General features: G+C 54.3%; 17 protein-coding genes and 1 tRNA gene. All 18 read right to left on the reverse strand.

What is annotated here, in order from left to right; all coding sequences use genetic code 11:
* Positions 1 to 176: 176 nt before the first annotated feature.
* Positions 177 to 2,027: a phage major capsid protein gene (locus BUA28_RS13815; RefSeq protein ID WP_072768704.1), complete on the reverse strand. Its 1,851-nt coding sequence runs from the start codon at positions 2,025 to 2,027 to the stop codon at positions 177 to 179.
* A 212-nt stretch (positions 2,028 to 2,239) separates the two neighbouring features.
* A complete protein-coding gene (locus BUA28_RS13820) occupies positions 2,240 to 2,527 on the reverse strand; it encodes a hypothetical protein (protein WP_143148533.1) in 288 nt (95 codons plus the stop codon).
* A 229-nt stretch (positions 2,528 to 2,756) separates the two neighbouring features.
* Entirely contained in the window at positions 2,757 to 3,452 is a 696-nt protein-coding gene (locus BUA28_RS15655) for a hypothetical protein (RefSeq protein WP_143148534.1), read from the reverse strand.
* Complete coding sequence (locus BUA28_RS16330; protein ID WP_256598336.1) at positions 3,453 to 3,575, reverse strand: hypothetical protein; 123 nt, start codon at positions 3,573 to 3,575, stop codon at positions 3,453 to 3,455.
* Positions 3,576 to 3,891: 316 nt separating this feature from the next.
* The gene (locus tag BUA28_RS13830) at positions 3,892 to 4,158 is read right to left on the reverse strand and encodes a hypothetical protein (protein WP_072768707.1); all 267 of its coding nucleotides are present in this window, start codon (positions 4,156 to 4,158) and stop codon (positions 3,892 to 3,894) included.
* Positions 4,159 to 4,413: 255 nt separating this feature from the next.
* Positions 4,414 to 4,617 (reverse strand): helix-turn-helix transcriptional regulator, encoded by a 204-nt coding sequence (locus BUA28_RS13835; RefSeq protein WP_072768708.1) that lies wholly within the window; start codon positions 4,615 to 4,617, stop codon positions 4,414 to 4,416.
* A 117-nt stretch (positions 4,618 to 4,734) separates the two neighbouring features.
* Positions 4,735 to 5,217: a hypothetical protein gene (locus BUA28_RS13840; protein ID WP_072768709.1), complete on the reverse strand. Its 483-nt coding sequence runs from the start codon at positions 5,215 to 5,217 to the stop codon at positions 4,735 to 4,737.
* Between the two features lie 6 nt (positions 5,218 to 5,223).
* Positions 5,224 to 6,432 carry a tyrosine-type recombinase/integrase gene (locus BUA28_RS13845; RefSeq protein ID WP_072768710.1) on the reverse strand — a complete coding sequence of 403 codons (1,209 nt, stop codon included), beginning with the start codon at positions 6,430 to 6,432 and terminating at the stop codon, positions 5,224 to 5,226.
* Between the two features lie 177 nt (positions 6,433 to 6,609).
* A tRNA-Ala gene (locus BUA28_RS13850) sits at positions 6,610 to 6,685 on the reverse strand.
* Positions 6,686 to 6,823: 138 nt separating this feature from the next.
* Entirely contained in the window at positions 6,824 to 7,723 is a 900-nt protein-coding gene (gene hemF / locus BUA28_RS13855; RefSeq protein WP_072768711.1) for an oxygen-dependent coproporphyrinogen oxidase, read from the reverse strand.
* A gap of 66 nt (positions 7,724 to 7,789) precedes the next feature.
* On the reverse strand, positions 7,790 to 9,112 hold the full coding sequence (gene purD, locus BUA28_RS13860; protein ID WP_072768712.1) for a phosphoribosylamine--glycine ligase: 1,323 nt from the start codon (positions 9,110 to 9,112) through the stop codon (positions 7,790 to 7,792).
* Between the two features lie 211 nt (positions 9,113 to 9,323).
* Complete coding sequence (gene purH / locus BUA28_RS13865) at positions 9,324 to 10,886, reverse strand: bifunctional phosphoribosylaminoimidazolecarboxamide formyltransferase/IMP cyclohydrolase (RefSeq protein ID WP_072768713.1); 1,563 nt, start codon at positions 10,884 to 10,886, stop codon at positions 9,324 to 9,326.
* A 146-nt stretch (positions 10,887 to 11,032) separates the two neighbouring features.
* Complete coding sequence (locus BUA28_RS13870) at positions 11,033 to 11,275, reverse strand: helix-turn-helix domain-containing protein (protein WP_025041412.1); 243 nt, start codon at positions 11,273 to 11,275, stop codon at positions 11,033 to 11,035.
* The gene (dusB, locus tag BUA28_RS13875) at positions 11,272 to 12,285 is read right to left on the reverse strand and encodes a tRNA dihydrouridine synthase DusB (protein WP_072768714.1); all 1,014 of its coding nucleotides are present in this window, start codon (positions 12,283 to 12,285) and stop codon (positions 11,272 to 11,274) included. The genes BUA28_RS13870 and dusB overlap by 4 nt, the downstream gene beginning before the upstream one ends.
* Positions 12,286 to 12,493: 208 nt before the next feature.
* A complete protein-coding gene (locus tag BUA28_RS13880; protein ID WP_072768715.1) occupies positions 12,494 to 13,774 on the reverse strand; it encodes an FAD-dependent monooxygenase in 1,281 nt (426 codons plus the stop codon).
* A gap of 103 nt (positions 13,775 to 13,877) precedes the next feature.
* The gene (locus BUA28_RS13885) at positions 13,878 to 14,276 is read right to left on the reverse strand and encodes a hypothetical protein (RefSeq protein WP_072768716.1); all 399 of its coding nucleotides are present in this window, start codon (positions 14,274 to 14,276) and stop codon (positions 13,878 to 13,880) included.
* Positions 14,255 to 15,601 carry a Xaa-Pro aminopeptidase gene (gene pepP, locus BUA28_RS13890; protein WP_072768717.1) on the reverse strand — a complete coding sequence of 449 codons (1,347 nt, stop codon included), beginning with the start codon at positions 15,599 to 15,601 and terminating at the stop codon, positions 14,255 to 14,257. Before pepP ends, BUA28_RS13885 begins: the two co-directional genes overlap by 22 nt.
* 93 nt (positions 15,602 to 15,694) lie before the next feature.
* Positions 15,695 to 16,420, reverse strand: coding sequence for an N-acetylmuramate alpha-1-phosphate uridylyltransferase MurU (murU, locus tag BUA28_RS13895; RefSeq protein WP_072768718.1), 726 nt, complete (start codon positions 16,418 to 16,420; stop codon positions 15,695 to 15,697).
* Between the last annotated feature and the right edge of the window lie 6 nt (positions 16,421 to 16,426).

The following is a 16,426-nucleotide window of genomic DNA, read 5'->3' on the forward strand; positions in this document are numbered from 1 at the left end:
CCCGCAAAGACGTCCTGCATTTTTTTGATGGACCCGTTCACCGAATCAAAGCTCTTGCCCATCTGTGAGGTAGCGTTTTGCACCACCTTTTGCGCGGCAGCCACGGCGGCATTCAGGCCGGCATCTTCCGCGCTGATGCCGAGTGATACGTCTTTATCTGCCATGGCGAGCCCCTTTTAGCCGGTAATCGCGTCGGACATGACGGCGAAGGATTCAGGATGACGTATTCCAATATCCACGCTCTGCATCGCGCGAATATCAACCTGGCCGGTAGCAAAACCTGAACCGTACGGATTGGGCAGTATTTCCAGCACACCCCATTCACCGATAACCAGAGAACTCCAATCACCGAAACAGAGAGAGCTCAGGTTCGTGCCAGTCCCTTTCGTATTATTGCTGGGTAACTGATTCGTCTGGAGTACGGGATAACCGTTGATCCTGTCCACCATACGCTCAGCAATCGAGGTAAATTCGCCACCGCGTGCCCACAGGTATTGACCGGTGGTGGATTTGAGTTTGCTCAAAGAGGTTTGAGTTTTGCTGTTCACCAGGTAACCCATGCTTGTCCCTGCCGCGTTTGCATTCATCACGGCGGCTACCAAATCAAGCATGTGGTCCAGGGTAACTTGTCCGCCGTTGGTTCCCCCCACGACTGAGCCGATACCGCCGGTATTAAAGATGCCGGTAGGCTGATTACCTGTTCCAGGGCCATATAGCGCCGCTTTATCGATTGCCAGGGCGATAATCTCTACCAGGTCGCCGCGTACCAGCATCTCGATGTCAGGCGTGCTTTGGATAAGCATGTTGCGGCTGTAGCGGCTCAGGGCTGCAACCGTCTTGGGACTCAGCGATATTTTATCGAAAGTGCCCTCAGACTCGGTAATTGACCCGGCCTCAGCCACCCAATATGCGGTAGTTGCCGAACTGCGCCGCGGAATATCCACATTGCCGACCAATCCGGTAAGCATTGTGGCGCCCAAATTAATCACCTGGCAGCGGTTGCGCAAAATGTCTATGAAGCTGCTGGCGAGTAAGTTCGTAGCAACAACGTTGCCGCCAGTCGAAGGCGCGCCGGTAGCGTAGGCTGCGCGGGCCATGGGCAGATCCAGGGGAACGAAGAAACCTTCTGTCTGGCGTCCAACGCGCTGGGAAATGGCATCAGACATCGAACGTTCCAGTCCGGCCTTGCGCCAGTCCTTGCCGGCTGATGCTACCAGGGCGCGGCAAATTGAGAAGTCTTGCATGTCGGCCCGACCGAACCCGTAATCTTGACCGGAACCTTCATAATTATTGCCGTACGAGTCGGGACCTGTAACCGGAGTGTATCTACGGGCGCTTATAATTTCCAGTACAGTGCGGCGCGCAATTTCAGTATTTGAGCCGCTATCAATCAGCTCCCGCGCCACATTCGCATCGACTTTGTGGGTTTTGCACATTTCTTCAATTGCGCGAATGCGCCCACGCTCAGCTTCAGCTGCTGCTTGTTGATTTTCAAGCCCGTGCCGTTGCGCTCTACGTTGACCACGCGAAAGATCCTGTTCATCATTTTCTTCAATTTGCATTTGATACTCCATATTTAGATTGCGAAAGATTCCTGCATTGATGTCGGCAGGCACAGCGACCAGGCTCACTTCAAGAGGTTGCCAGCGCGTGACGGTTACGGTGTCGTTTTTGTCCACCCACTTCACCCACCGATACCCGACGCTAAGCGCCCCTACGATGCCGTCCTGGATGTCCTGCTTGATTTCTTGTGCGCGGGCAGACTTACCCAAACGAAGCATTCCCCGCAGTTTTCCGCCGACCAGGGTTAAATCCTCGACCAAACCGATATTGAGCTTTCCTGAATCGTGGCTTTCAATGAGGGGCAGCGGTGCGCGGCTAAGGTCTACTGCGCCAGGGTCGTGGGATAGCACCTCCACGAAGTCACCGCGTGATACGGGTGCATTCGATGAGATGGTGCAAGGGAATACATCGGATGAGCCATCCTGTTTTTCTACCTGTGCGGCTCGATGATATGTGTGTTTCATGAGACTCCTCTAGCGGATCGGCCAAAACAAAAAGCGCGCTCTAGCCGAAACGCACATAAATGAATATATGCATCTTGACCAGAGCGCGCTTTCGTAAAGCTTGCTCTCCCGCTTAAGGATACATCCCCCGACCACTCTGCAAGCGCTAAGCAATTGAACAGGTATCTGGGAGCTGTAGCATCTAGAAGCTCAGATAATTGCATATTATTCTATTAATTCTTTTTTGTCAAAAGCTTAGCTTGCGCATTAATTTTATTTATCTCAGCAATAAAAGTTTCAGAGCATCTGTTAGCAATTTTCGCGAAATCGCTTTCACTGATGGGGGTGTAGATGCTCCACATGCCTCCCCCGCAACCATTACCGGTAAATGAGCCGCCAACGTGACGGTGCTTGCAGTACACGAATTTCAGGTTGCCGCCTGATGGAGCAAAAGCGATAGCTTCTTTTTCCAAGCAATCATCACAGGGCACGGCGGGTCGCACTTCTTTAAGCTGGTTCATGATTTCCTTATAGGTTGAAGCGGGGCGGATTCTTTCTTCATCGTATCCATGCATAAGTCCCTGATAGTCACTACTAATTCTATAATCCGTTATCTAGGAAATGGCTTAAAGGAAGGAAGTGAGGAGAGGCAAAACATCTGCGCGAAATTCGCGGTCATGGCACCCGCAGTACGAGGGCCTGGGAAGTACCTTTTATCATTGGCCGCCCTGCCATCCTCGTCGATCATCATCACGCCATTTTCTTTTCTTGTTCGTCCGTGACTTGGTCGCATCCATTCGTGATCAGTAATCGTCGTCCACTTGCAGCGCTACCCGAACCAACAAGACCAGACAGAGCAACAGCAGAAGCAGGGATGTATTGGTTATATACATTGTGGACATGCGGTGTCCTTGGTGGGTCGTCAAAAAGGGGGTTTTCACGGACATGCGGCGTCCTTGGGCTAACGTCCCCACGGACATGCGGTGTCCTTGCAGAGGCCTTATCAAGGACATGCGGTGTCCAGCCTTTTTTTTCTGTTTTATGCTCTTTGGATAGTGGGGAAAGTAGATATGCGCCGGGGTGATAATCGCGTGATGTGATGTCCAGTTCGGCAAAATTGGATATGGCTAGCCAAGTGAGTGCAAACCAGTGCGAGCCATTATTTAACCCGCCGTGTCTTGTCTGAAGAATGAGTCGGTTCTGAGCCAGCTCATCCCTGAGTTTTCGAACGGTTGCGGGCCTGTTCCATCCACGTGACTCCAGCCAACTACGTGAAAGGTGAAGATGCCCATTGTTGAGCCCGTTATGCTGACGACAAAGCTCCATCAGCAGCGCTCTTGCAGGTGGGCTGCAACGCTTCCAGGCATCAGAATCGAGGATGTTATAAGGAAGGGCAAAGAAGCCCCCGCTTGGGGCTTCAGGCCGCTTCTTTGAGCGTTTAGCCATCTAAATGGCCGCCCGATCGGCTACGGCAGATAACCCGGCAACGTTGCCGGGTTTTTCAGAAGGCGTGAAAGTGCACCTCTCACGTTTTATCGTGCTGGCACGATAAAATTGCTTTGCGCTCATGATTCGCTCCCAAACTTAAGCAAATCTTGCTGTAAGAACGGAAGCATGCCCAACATAGAGAGGGAGCTGTCCCCACGAGCCCTACCTTTAATGTCTGAAATGATGCTGAAGCTATCATCGCGAGGCTCATGAATTATGCCAACGTACATCAATCCGGGCAGCCTGCCTTGCCGAGCCAGCCCAAGAAGATACTCAAGGCTATCAATACTCTCGCGGCAATTGTCGCTAAGGGAAGGAGTTGATTGGCGTATCGAGATTACAGGGGCTAATTTGCGGGCGGTAGCGGCAACAGGTGCGCGGGCTGTGGTTTTCTTGCTCACCCCATCACCTTCTTCAGCAATTTGGCCTTAAGCACCTCCACCGCCCCCAGGCAGAAAGTCGGGGACCCATCCGCCATTCCTACCGCATTCGCAAAGTATCCATCAAGATTGGTAATTTCGACATACGCCAGTCCAACAGACTCGCCGCGCTCCGCTCTACGCAACAACGCTCGCAGTGCAGATATATAATTTTTTTCAGGTACTGACGTTACAGGGATAAGTTTTAAAACGGACGCGGGCGCGCCTTTAGATTGAGCAGCCATGGCTGGCCTCCTTGCGGTATCGTTGAAATTTCGCCCCTGTTGAGGGGGCGGCCAGGCACTTCAACACCGCCGCAAGACGGCTGGCAGCTTCAGTCCGAAGACTATTTTTACACTGCCCACTACCCGGCCAAAGAGAAACCAATGGACGTAAAAAAGCCACGACTGACGGGCGCGGATTAGGCCGCTTGCGGAGGTGTGTTGAGCACCGAAAGCAAACAGTACCGGAAAAAAACGGCGCCGTCAATAAAAGGGAAATCATGACGCTGTTTTCCGTTGCACGGCGCGCGGGAGGTTGGCCAGAAAGTTATCTATTTCTTCGAGATACCAACCGACTGAATTTTCACCGAGGAGCACCCTGGAAGGGAACTTGCCTTGAGACTCCAGACGGTAAATTGTGCTACGGGAAAGGTTTGTTTTCTGCTGAACAGCAGGAAGGCGAATTACAGCTTTAGATTGCATGAGTGCTCCTGGGATACCACTGCTATGCGGCCAGTGTCAGGGCGAATCATGGTGTGTTTCTAACTCACTGAAAATATCGGAATCCGGGCATTGTGTACACAATGCTGCATTGTGACATCACAAACCTTTAAGCCATCGCTCGCGGATTGTTCTTTCCTGGACTCTCAAATCGTGCTCATGCAATATACGCTTAGCATAGTCACGAGCGAATGCCGATTTATTGTTACTGTATTCGGCTTTGTGTTTTATCCATTCCGAGATGACCCACGTCTCAATTTCCCGATGTTTTTCAAAACGTTTATTTGACATCTCACTTGAATTTTTAGAAATGAATTCAGCGGCAAGTGGCTGGATTACGTCATCCGCAGATGATCCGAGGGATGATTCCCTAATCAAATTCAAACTTAATTCGACAAATGCGCTTGCCTCTGGCGAGGCAATAATTTTCTTATCCTTGGCAGCCTCTTTCAGTAATTCTATAAGCCTCAACCAACCAACAGCGTTCGGTTCAGATAAAGCCTTTGTAAAAATCGTTTGAATATCCGCAAACGCCTTATCCACTTCATCTATAGGATTGCGCCTCGTTTCAGTTTTTTTCATAATATGTTATGTCGCTCTAAGGGCTATAACATTGCCGCTAATCGTCAAGCTGTCAAGATAATCCGCCCAGAGCTGCATCATTTCCCGGCGCACCTTCAAAAACTTTGTGCGGTTGTATGCTGAACCCAGAGCGTCAGGGACCTTATGCGCCAACTGGTGCTCAATAACTTCCGGCTTCTGATGTAGCTCTTCCGCGAGAATCGTTCGAGCCATCGCCCGGAAACCATGTCCTGTAATTTCGGTTTTTGTGTCATACCCCATCCGGCGCAAAGCTGCATTCACAGCTGCGCCACTCATAGGCTTTCGAGGATCCCGCCCCGGAAAGACATATCTCCCGGTCCCGGTCAGGGCCTGGAGTTCGCGCAGAGTCTTCACCGCTTGACTGGCCAGAGGAACGGAATGCTCAGTCTTGGTCTTGGTTACAAAGTAGCGCCATTCGGACTTGTCGAAGTCAATGTCCTTCCATTCCGCGCGCCGTAGCTCGCCTGGACGCACGAACAGCATAGGGGCAAGGCGTAAGGCACACTGAACGACAAACGTCCCTCTAAAGCCTTGTATAGCGCGCAGCAGCTCGCCAACCTGCGCAGGATCCGTAATCGAAGCGAAATGATTTTTCTTGGCTGACGGGATAGCATCTTTCAGATCCTGTGCGGGGTCGCGCTCAGCTCTCCCTGTCGCCACGGCATACCTGAATACCTGCCCGCAATTTTGCTTGACGCGGTGGGCGGTATCCAGCGCCCCGCGGCTTTCCGTTCGGCGTATGACTGCAAGTAGTTGGGGAGGGGTGATGTCCGCAATAGGCTTGCTCCCAATCCAAGGGAAAGCATCGTTTTCCAAGCGCCTGATGATTTTGTCTGCATGAGAAGGTGCCCACTGAGGGGAAAACTTTGCAAACCACTCACGAGCGACGGCCTCGAAGCTGTTCGCAGCATTTTCCCTGCTTGCGGATTTGGACTGCTGCTTTACTATGCCAGGATCAACTTCGTTCGCCAGCAGCTTACGGGCATCATCTCGCCGGCTGCGCGCAAGGCTCAGGGGCACATCAGGGTAAACTCCAAATGCGAGACGCTTTTCCTTGCCGCCAAACCTGTACTTGAACCGCCAGTATTTCGAGCCGTTGGGCATCACTTCAAGGTACATGCCCCCACCATCTGCCATCTTATAAGGCTTGGCTTCAGGCTTCGCCTTTCGCACTGCCATATCGTTTAATTTCATGAGGGAACCTGATTGGGGGCATCAAATTTGAATTGGGGGCATTTGTTGTCGAATTATGCCCCCTTTAGGTGTGGGATTCAATAGAACTTGATGAGATGTGGCGGGACGTAAAACCAATGAAAAAGCCCGCAGGGCGCGGGCTTTCGGGACTTCCTGGGACTTGCTGGAACATCTAAATGGTGGAGACGAGGAGGATCGAACTCCCGACCTTCGCATTGCGAACGCGACGCTCTCCCAGCTGAGCTACGTCCCCACGTATTAAGCGCTATTTTATAACAAAAAACGACAGCAGAATATTTACGTTACCTAGTAATCGGCAAATGAGTACCCAATCAGCGAGCACCGGTAGGGTGGATGGCTTACGAAGGAACCTGACGAAACCCATGTTCGCTCACACCCAATCCTTCCCAATCAGAAAATCAGTATAAAGCTTATCTTCGGCGCTGCCCGCCTCGGGTTTCCAGTCATAGCGCCACTTCACGATGGGCGGCAGCGACATGAGGATGGATTCTGTACGCCCCCCCGATTGCAACCCGAACAAAGTTCCGCGATCCCACACCAGGTTGAATTCCACATACCTGCCGCGACGGTATGCCTGGAAGTCGCGTTCGCGCTCGCCATATGGCGTATTCAACCGGCGCTCCAGGAGCGGCACATAGGCTGGCACGAAATGATCGCCGACGCTCTTGGTCAGGTTGAAACAAGTGTCGAAGTCCGGCTTGCCTAAATCATCGAAAAAGATGCCGCCGACACCGCGGGGCTCCTTGCGGTGCTTCAGGTAAAAATAATCGTCGCACCATTTCTTGAAGCGCGTGTGATAGTCGGCACCGAACGGCTGTAGCGCGTTCTTGCAGGTCTGGTGGAAGTGTACGGCGTCTTCTTCAAAACCGTAGTAGGGGGTTAAATCCATGCCGCCGCCAAACCACCACACCGGTTTGGCGCCTTCCTTGCGCGCTTCCAGATAACGCACGTTCAGGTGCACGGTGGGTGCATATGGATTGCGGGGATGCAACACGATCGATACCCCCATCGCCTCAAAGCTGCGCCCCGATAATTCGGGCCGGGCGGCAGTGGCGGAGGCGGGCAGGCCGCCGCCGAATACGTGCGAATAGTTCACCCCGCCGCGCTCGAATACGTTGCCCTCTTCCATCACGCAACTTAACCCGCCGCCACCTTCCGGGCGCTCCCATTTGTCGCGGTGAAAGCGTTTTCCATCCACTTTCTCCAAGCGCTCGACAATGCGTTCCTGAAGGCCGATGAAGAACTCCTTAGCCTGTTGCGTGGTGTCCATACACACTCCCGATACCGCTCTGTTATTTTTTCCGGGCAACCGTGCCCCATGCCCCTTGTCTATGGGCTATTTACGGTGGTTGATAGCCCGGTAGCCAATGTCGCGGCGCATCTGGCAACCATCGAAATGAATCTGCTCGGCAATTTCGTAAGCCCGGCGCTGGGCCATTTTCACGCTATCCCCAAGCGCGGCAACGCACAATACACGCCCGCCCGCAGTCACGATTTCCTTGCCGTTTTCTGCACCCAATGCCGTGCCTGAATGGAATACGTGAAAGTCTTTTTCCAGCTCTTCCGTAGACGCTGACTCCGACCCCAGCGCCGGCAGGTCATGTATCACGTCACCTTTACGCGGCGAGTCTGGATAACCATGTGCTGCCAGCACCACCCCCAATGCAGTGCGGCGATCCCATTCGGCTTCCACTTTATCGAGCGTTCCATTCAGGGCATGCTCTATCAGCGTTATCAGACTGCTTTTCAGACGCAACATGATGACTTCGGCTTCCGGATCGCCCATACGGCAATTGAACTCCAGCACTTTGATGCCGCCGTCTGGCGTGATCATCAGTCCGGCATAAAGAAAGCCGGTGTACCGTTCGCCTTCCTGTTCCATGCCGTGCATGGCCGCATGAATCACTTCGCGCATTATCCTGGCGTGAAGGGCTGGGGTAATCATGGGTGCGGGAGAATAAGCCCCCATGCCGCCGGTATTTGGCCCCTGATCGCCTTCTTTCAGCCGCTTGTGATCCTGGCTGGTGGCAAGCGGCAACACGTGGCGCCCATCGGCCATGACAATAAAGCTGACCTCTTCGCCTTCCAGATAATCCTCTATCACAACGCGCGTACCGGCATTGCCCAGCCGGTTTTCGACCATCATTGCATCGACGGCGTCATGGGCCTCTGCCAGCGTCATCGCTACCACGGCACCCTTGCCTGCAGCCAGGCCGTCTGCCTTGATGACGATGGGTGCGCCTTTCTGGTCCAGATATTGGTGGGCTTCTGCAGCTGAACTGAAGGTAGCATAGGCGGCGGTGGGAATGCCGTGGCGCTGCATGAAAGCCTTGGAAAAATCCTTTGAGGTTTCCAGTCGCGCAGCCTGTTTGGTCGGGCCGAAAATTTTCTGCCCGGCGGCGCGAAAGGCATCGACGATGCCCTCCGCCAGAGGTGCTTCCGGCCCGACAATCGTGAATGCGATGGATTCCTTCTTGGCAAATTCCACTAATTCGGGGATAGCCGTGATGGGAAGATTCTCCAGTCCGTCTTCCATTGCCGTGCCTGCATTACCCGGCGCGACAAAGACCTTTATGGCGCGACTGATCCGCCATGACTGGAGGAGCCTCCACGCTAAAGCGTGTTCCCTGCCACCTCCGCCGATTACAAGTAGTTTCATATTTCTAGCCTGAATTTGCGAACATCCACTTTGCAAAATGTCTGTGCTACCCGACTTTGCGCCAGTGGCTGCCCATGTGCTGACATGTGTCGCGTCGCGTAGTTTTGATGGGTTGCGCTACGCTTCACCCATCCTACCCAAGCTACACAGGCGTCAAACTGAGAATGGTGCATAGGATATTTATCGAAAGACCCGCCGCTTCGACACATGCTCAATGTCTGAAATGCCGCACGCCGGTCAACACCATCGCCACACCTTGCTCATCCGCGGCAGCAATGACTTCTTCGTCGCGCACGCTGCCGCCGGGCTGGATAACCGCCGTGGCGCCGGCCTGAACGACTACATCCAGTCCATCGCGAAACGGAAAAAACGCGTCCGAGGCGACTACCGAACCAGTAAGCGTGAGACCCGCATTCTGTGCCTTGATCGATGCAATGCGGGCGCTATCCACCCGGCTCATTTGCCCCGCCCCGACACCCAGCGTCTGGCCGTTGGCGCAAAACACGATGGCGTTGGATTTGACGAACTTAGCCACGCGCCAGGCGAACAGCAGGTCCTGCAACTGTTGCGGTGTAGGGTGTACTTTGGTCGCTACTTTAAGTTGTGCAGCAGTGACGTTGAGGTTATCAGGTGTCTGTACCAGCAATCCGCCACCCACGCGCCTGAAGTCGAAAGTGTTGCTGCCGGTCTCGAGCGGAACGGTCAGGACGCGCACGTTGGCCTTTCGGGCGAGAATCTGTTGCGCCTCGCCGGTTAACTGGGGGGCAATGATTACCTCGACAAATTGCTTGATCACCGCCTCAGCCGCGGCGCCGTCCAGCACGCGGTTAAAGGCGATGATACCGCCGAAAGCGGAAGTCGGATCGGTAGCAAGCGCAAGCTTGTAAGCCGCGAGGGGTGTGGTGGCAACGGCCACGCCGCAGGGATTGGCATGCTTGAGGATGACGCAGGCGGGCAGGTCAAACGTCTTGACGCATTCCCATGCGGCATCCGCATCGGCGATGTTGTTATATGACAGCTCCTTGCCCTGCACCTGGACGTAACTGGCAAGACTGCCGGGGACAGGGACAGGTTCGCGATAAAACGCAGCCTGCTGATGGGGGTTTTCGCCATAGCGCAAATGCTGGCCGATGCTGAAGTTGAGATTGAGGCGTCCGGGAAAGGCCAAGCGTTCTCCACCTTCACTTTCGGTCGAGGTCAGGTAATTACTGATGGCGCTGTCGTAAGCAGCGGTGTGAGAGAAAGCCTTGCAAGCCAGCTTGAAACGGGAATCAGGCGCAACCGCGCAATCAAATGACTTCATTTCCGCCAACAGGGACGCGTAATCCTCCGGGTCGGTGACAATGGTTACGCTTTTATAGTTCTTTGCCGCGGCGCGCACCATGGTAGGTCCGCCGATGTCGATATTTTCGATGGCCTCTTCCAGGCTGCATCCAGGCCGCGCAATGGTCTCGCGGAAAGGGTAAAGATTCACCACCACCAGTTCGATAGCGGGGATTGCCGCCTTTTCCATGGCTGACATGTGCTCGGGCAGGTCTGTCCGCGCCAGAATACCGGCGTGTATTTTGGGATGCAGCGTTTTCACCCGCCCATCGAGCATTTCAGGAAAACCGGTGTAATCCCCGACTTCGGTAACGGCCAGGCCGGCTTCCTTCAGCAATTTGGCGGTGCCGCCGGTGGATAGGAGGGCTACCCCCAGCTCGCGCAACTCTCTTGCAAACTCGACAATGCCGGTTTTGTCGAAAACGCTAATCAGTGCTTGTTTAATGGACATTCGCGATCATTATTGAAATTGAATATATAGCGCTATTGCTGCGGTTCACCATCACCTGAGTAAATATCCACCTTCATATGCAATTTTGCATTGCGTCTGATTGCTTCGGTTACCTGCTGTGATGACACGGACGTGGCTATGCCGGCCTATTTGATCTGATACTGCTTCATCTTGTTGCGGAGCGTATTGCGGTTGATGCCGAGCAACTCGGAAGCCCGGGTCTGGTTGCCGCCGGCGTGCTTCATTACCAGTTCGATCAGCGGCTTCTCTACGCTGCGTATTACCATGTCGTGTATGGCGTGCGGCTTTTCACCGTCCAGATCATTGAAATAATCTTCTACGGCCTTCCGTACGCACCGGGCAATGTCGTTTTCGTTAATAATGCTCATGCGACGAGCTCCTCAGCCTCAACGTAAGTCAACCGCCGCCCATAGCCGGCAAGTTTAGTAAAAAATTCATTCACCGCCGACAACTGCTGATCCGTGCTTTGCAACTGGTTCATGGCATGACGGAACCCGGCAGAACCCACCAGCCCCTTGGTGTACCAGGAGATATGTTTACGGGCAATACGCACGCCGGAATATTCACCATAGAAATTATATAGCTCATTCAGATGCTTGATGAGCACACGGTGAATCTCGGCGACCTCGGGCAACTGCAGATGCTTCCCGGTGGCCAGGTAGTGGTTAATCTCGCGGAAGATCCAGGGCCGCCCCTGGGCGGCACGGCCGATCATGATGGCGTCGGCGCCGGTATATTCGAGCACGTGCTTGGCTTTTTCAGGGGTTGTGATGTCCCCATTGGCAATGACCGGGATTTTCACTCCGGCCTTTACCGTGGCGATAGTGTCATATTCCGCATGACCAGTGTAGGCACAAGCACGGGTGCGCCCATGAATGGCGAGCGCCTGAATGCCGGCGCTCTCGGCAATCTTCGCCACCGCGAGCGCGTTTTTGTGCTGGGTATCCCAGCCGGTGCGGATTTTCAGGGTAACGGGAACATCTACCGCGCCGACCACGGCATCGAGTATGCGCCCGACCAGGGGCTGATCCTGCAGCAACGCGGAACCTGCCATGACATTGCAGATTTTCTTGGCCGGACAGCCCATGTTGATGTCTATGATTTGCGCCCCTTGCGCCACATTGTATCGGGCAGCTTCAGCCATCATCGCCGGGTCCGCACCGGCAATTTGCACGGAAATGGGGTCTACTTCCCCGTCATGATTTGCCCGGCGCCGGGTCTTTTCGGAACCCCACAGCAGCGAATTGCTCGATACCATTTCCGATACCGCCATACCCGCGCCCATGCTCTTGCACAACTGTCGGAAAGGACGATCAGTCACCCCTGCCATGGGTGCGACGATCAGCTTGTTTTTGAGAATGTGAGAACCGATTCGCATGACTTAAATTTGACGGCGATGCCAGCGGCAAAGCGCACAGAGGACAAAACAGGTGCAATCTTAACAGGAAATGATCATGACTTCTAAAACCACTGCGCCATCAATGGATAGATGCAGGATTTTACGGGCCGGCGATAATGCAGTTAACTGCACCGACTCGCTACAGGCAGCATCTTCGGGTTTATGGGTTTATGGGTTTATGGTCCGGTTATCCTCTCGCACCGAACATCATGCGCCGCGCGACGAATCGCTTGGCTTGCGGCAAACAATCCAGCGCACTTAATCCGCTGTTTCGCAGGGCTCCCAGCACGAGATCGTCATTGGAAAAGAGCTTTATCAATGAATCAGTGAATATCCGCCCGACGCTACTATCCGTTTGGCGCTTGTCACCATATCTGGCAAGCATTACCGGCGCGCCTATGTCGGCGGGCGACGCAATAATTTCTTCAGCCAGCTCCCACGCATCGCGCAGCCCCAGGTTGAAACCCTGTCCTGCAACCGGGTGCAACGTTTGTGCCGCATTGCCGATCAATACGACGCGGCAAGCTGTGACTGGAGTGGCGTACTTCAATGCGAGGGGAAAACCGACCCGTTTGCCGGTCTCGATGAATTTGCCGAGACGGTCGCCGAAATGGCCATGCAACCGTGCAAGAAACGCCGTGTCATCCAGTGCAAGAATTTCCTGAGCCGCTGCCGGAGAAACAGTCCATACCAACGCAAAGCGGTCGCCAGAAGGCAGTAGCGCCACCGGGCCATCCGGTGTAAAACGCTCATAAGCGATGTTGGGTTGAGTACGCGCAGGGCCGTTGCCGTTAGCCTTCATTGTTTGCGAAGTTCGTTTCGCGGACCGGCTAAGTGCGGCAGTAAATGGTTTCGCTACTGCGGCGGGCGACAGGCTCCCGAAGCGCTCCGTTTTGACGCGTGCAACGACAGCCCATTGCTGGTAGTCATGCACATGTTGGGTCACGCCTTCGATTTGCCCGGTGAGGCGACCGCCGTCTGCCACTGCCAACAGCCGCGCCGTCACTTTTTTTGTGATGCCGCCATGCTGAAATTCAACCTGGCCCAGCCCGGCAGGCGTTTCCAACCGAGTTACCTGTGCGCCTTCCAGATAGTCGACATTGCAGTTTTGCAATGCTTCATGCATGGTCCGAAACACATCATGGTGACTGACTACGTAACCCAAAGCCGGCACACCGGCTTCGTCAGCAGTCAATACGGTTCGGCCGAACCCGCCTCGGCTGGAGATATGAATAGTAAGGATGGGCGTGACTTCCGGCAGCGCGTCCCACACGCCTAAGCGTTGCAGGATGAGCCGGCTGCCGTGAGATAACGCCAGCGGACGGGAGTCTTCCGTTTTTGCAGGCATTCCCCGCGCTTCCAGCAACAGCACGGATGTGCCACTGCCGCGTAGAGCGAGTGCCAACGCCATCCCTACCGGGCCGCCGCCGATAATGATCAGGTCGTAATCGTAACGAGGGGTGTTCATTCTATTTTTAGCGTGAGATTTTAAGGAGACTTTTGCTCGACTCCTCATTTTTGCCACATTTTATCTTTGTTACCGCCTATGGCCCATGATTGCTTGTGGTTACTCAGGACGGCTCATGGTGATCATGATGCTTGTTTTTATTTGCCCTGTCGGTGCTTTCCTCGATAATTTCGGCATCCTCTATGACAACATATTCTGCTTCCTCTACATCCATCTGTGTTTCCTTTGCATCCATCGTTTTTCGCAATTTGTGGCGCAGCCACCATAACCTGAGTCCGAATCCAGCCGCGGCAACGGCGAATAATGCAAGAAATGCGGTAAAAAAGAAGATGCCCAAAACCACCATGATGATCAAAAATGGGGTCAGGAGCAGGTAAGTGAGCCAACGCTTGCCGGGGCTGCCACCGCCGGCACGAAAAATATGCACGGTCTCGTCTTCCGGACCGCCAGTATTTCCGTGCCGGGATATGCGCTTTATGATTATCCGATCGTTTTCGTCCATGATTTCGATTTTTTCCGATCGCGCATCAGTTCTTCAATCTCCGCTACCGTTTTGGGAGCGGTCCCCGTCAATACTTCACACCCGGTTTCCGTCACTGCCACATCATCTTCGATGCGTGTCCCGATATTCCAGAAATGCCGGGGAACATTATCGGCCGGGCGGACATAACAGCCTGGTTCCACTGTCAGGGTCATCCCCGGCTGCAGTGGGCGCCATTTTCCGTTACGCTTGTATTCGCCCACGTCATGCACATCCAGCCCCAACCAGTGGCCGGTGCGGTGCATGTAAAAACGCTTGTAGTCTTCCGACTGGATAACTTCATCTACACTGCCGTGGCACAGGCCAAGATCGATAAAACCTTGAGCCAGCACCTGCAATGCCGCATTATGCGGAGCATCCCAAGTATTGCCCGGCCGCACCGCGTTTATCGCTGCCGCCTGTGCGGACAGCACCAATTCGTATAAATCGCGTTGCGCCGGATTGAATTTTCCGTTCACTGGAAAAGTGCGCGTAATGTCGGCGGCGTAGCCATCCAATTCGCAACCCGCGTCGATCAACAGCAACTCGCCGGCCTTCAGCCTGGCATTGTTATCGACATAGTGCAGTACGCAGGCGTTCGCTCCACCCGCGACAATGGAGGTATAAGCGGGCGCCTGCGCGCCATGCCGACGAAACTCATGCATCAATTCGGCCTCCACTTCATATTCGCTCATGCCGGGACGCGTGTTCTGCATGGCGCGACGATGCGCGCCGCCGGAAATCTCTGCCGCGCGGCGCATCACTTGAAGCTCTTCTGGGCCTTTGAACAGGCGCATCTCATCCAGCAGAAGGCGGATGTCACGAATTTCAGCCGGCGCGGTAGTGCCGCTACGCGACTGTTGCCGCACATGGTTGACCCAGCCAATCACCCTCGCGTCCCACGCCGTATCGTCACCCAGCGCGCAAAAAACGGCGGGCTGGTCTGCCAACAACCGGGGCAGCATTTCGTCCAGCTTGGCAATGGGATATGTTTCGTCGAACTCGAATGCTTCCCGGGCGGCTTCGGGCCCGTAACGGAAACCATTCCAGATTTCATATTCGATATTTTTCTCGCGGCAAAACAGGATGCTCTTTGATACATCTTTATCAACCCCCGCCACAATCACGAGTACTGCCTCGGGCTCGGCAAAGCCTGTCAGGTAATAAAAATAGCTGTCGAAGCGATAGGGATAATGCGCATCTCTATTTCGCACCCGCTCGGGGGCGGTAGGAATAATGGCAACGCCCTTTTGCATTTGGGATGCAAGACGATGGCGCCGTCCGCTGAAGGCTTGAATGGGGATCATGGATAAATATTCTTACAGCATTTGCCGGATAAAGCAAAGTATCCCGGTGGTTTCTGGTCGGTTTTTGATGGGTTGCGCTTTGCTCCACCCGTCCTACGGATGGGCTAGTGATTGGCGGTGTTGAGTGCTTAGCTGGGAATCAATCAGCCGCAATCGCTCGGGCGTGCCTACGTCTATCCATACGCCTTGGTAATGTTGGCCGCTCACTTTACCCGATGAAATCGCCTGGCGCAGCAGGGGTGCAAGTTTCGCCACGGAACCCGGCGCGATATCGGCGAAGAGCTTCGGTTGATAGATGCCGATGCCGCTGAAGGTAAGATTATTTTTCGCCGAAAGCGCCACTCTGCCGGAATCAAGGGTGAAGTCGCCCTCAGCATGGTGCCGAGGATTATCGACCAGTACCAGATGGGCGAGATCCCCATCCGGGCTGGTTTGCATGCGCCGTAAAACCGGAAGGAGGAGGGAAAAATCGATTTCACAATAAATATCGGCATTCACCGCCAGAAACGGTCGGCCTCCTCGATTTTCCCGCTCGTGTCTTAGAAGGGGTAGCGCCTGGGCGATGCCGCCCGCGGTTTCCAATGCGGCGGGTTCACTCGAATAATGGATATTCACACCATAACGGTCGCCTTTACCGAGCGCAGCTTCGATCATGTGTCCCAGATGAGCATGGTTGATGACGATGTCGGCAAAGCCGGCGCGCGCAAGGCTTTCAAGGTGATATTCGATCAACGCCTTATTCCCCACGCGCAGCAGCGGCTTGGGCAAGGTATCGGTCAGGGGACGCATGCGTTCGCCGCGCCCCGCTGCCAGGATCATGGCCTT

This window comes from Nitrosospira sp. Nsp11 (genome assembly GCF_900142705.1).
GTDB lineage: Bacteria > Pseudomonadota > Gammaproteobacteria > Burkholderiales > Nitrosomonadaceae > Nitrosospira.

Excerpts from the sequence above, each read along its gene's own strand:
- BUA28_RS13835 (WP_072768708.1), bottom strand. The coding sequence starts at position 4,617 with ATGCAATCTAAAGCTGTAATTCGCCTTCCTGCTGTTCAGCAGAAAACA.
- purD (WP_072768712.1), bottom strand. The coding sequence starts at position 9,112 with ATGAAACTACTTGTAATCGGCGGAGGTGGCAGGGAACACGCTTTAGCG.
- BUA28_RS16330 (WP_256598336.1), bottom strand. The coding sequence starts at position 3,575 with ATGAGCGCAAAGCAATTTTATCGTGCCAGCACGATAAAACGTGAGAGG.
- BUA28_RS13840 (WP_072768709.1), bottom strand. The coding sequence starts at position 5,217 with ATGAAAAAAACTGAAACGAGGCGCAATCCTATAGATGAAGTGGATAAG.
- pepP (WP_072768717.1), bottom strand. The coding sequence starts at position 15,601 with ATGATCCCCATTCAAGCCTTCAGCGGACGGCGCCATCGTCTTGCATCC.
- BUA28_RS13870 (WP_025041412.1), bottom strand. The coding sequence starts at position 11,275 with ATGAGCATTATTAACGAAAACGACATTGCCCGGTGCGTACGGAAGGCC.
- murU (WP_072768718.1), bottom strand. The coding sequence starts at position 16,420 with ATGATCCTGGCAGCGGGGCGCGGCGAACGCATGCGTCCCCTGACCGAT.
- dusB (WP_072768714.1), bottom strand. The coding sequence starts at position 12,285 with ATGCGAATCGGTTCTCACATTCTCAAAAACAAGCTGATCGTCGCACCC.
- BUA28_RS13815 (WP_072768704.1), bottom strand. The coding sequence starts at position 2,027 with ATGAAACACACATATCATCGAGCCGCACAGGTAGAAAAACAGGATGGC.
- BUA28_RS13820 (WP_143148533.1), bottom strand. The coding sequence starts at position 2,527 with ATGAACCAGCTTAAAGAAGTGCGACCCGCCGTGCCCTGTGATGATTGC.
- BUA28_RS13845 (WP_072768710.1), bottom strand. The coding sequence starts at position 6,432 with ATGAAATTAAACGATATGGCAGTGCGAAAGGCGAAGCCTGAAGCCAAG.
- BUA28_RS15655 (WP_143148534.1), bottom strand. The coding sequence starts at position 3,452 with ATGGCTAAACGCTCAAAGAAGCGGCCTGAAGCCCCAAGCGGGGGCTTC.
- BUA28_RS13830 (WP_072768707.1), bottom strand. The coding sequence starts at position 4,158 with ATGGCTGCTCAATCTAAAGGCGCGCCCGCGTCCGTTTTAAAACTTATC.
- BUA28_RS13885 (WP_072768716.1), bottom strand. The coding sequence starts at position 14,276 with ATGGACGAAAACGATCGGATAATCATAAAGCGCATATCCCGGCACGGA.
- purH (WP_072768713.1), bottom strand. The coding sequence starts at position 10,886 with ATGTCCATTAAACAAGCACTGATTAGCGTTTTCGACAAAACCGGCATT.
- hemF (WP_072768711.1), bottom strand. The coding sequence starts at position 7,723 with ATGGACACCACGCAACAGGCTAAGGAGTTCTTCATCGGCCTTCAGGAA.
- BUA28_RS13880 (WP_072768715.1), bottom strand. The coding sequence starts at position 13,774 with ATGAACACCCCTCGTTACGATTACGACCTGATCATTATCGGCGGCGGC.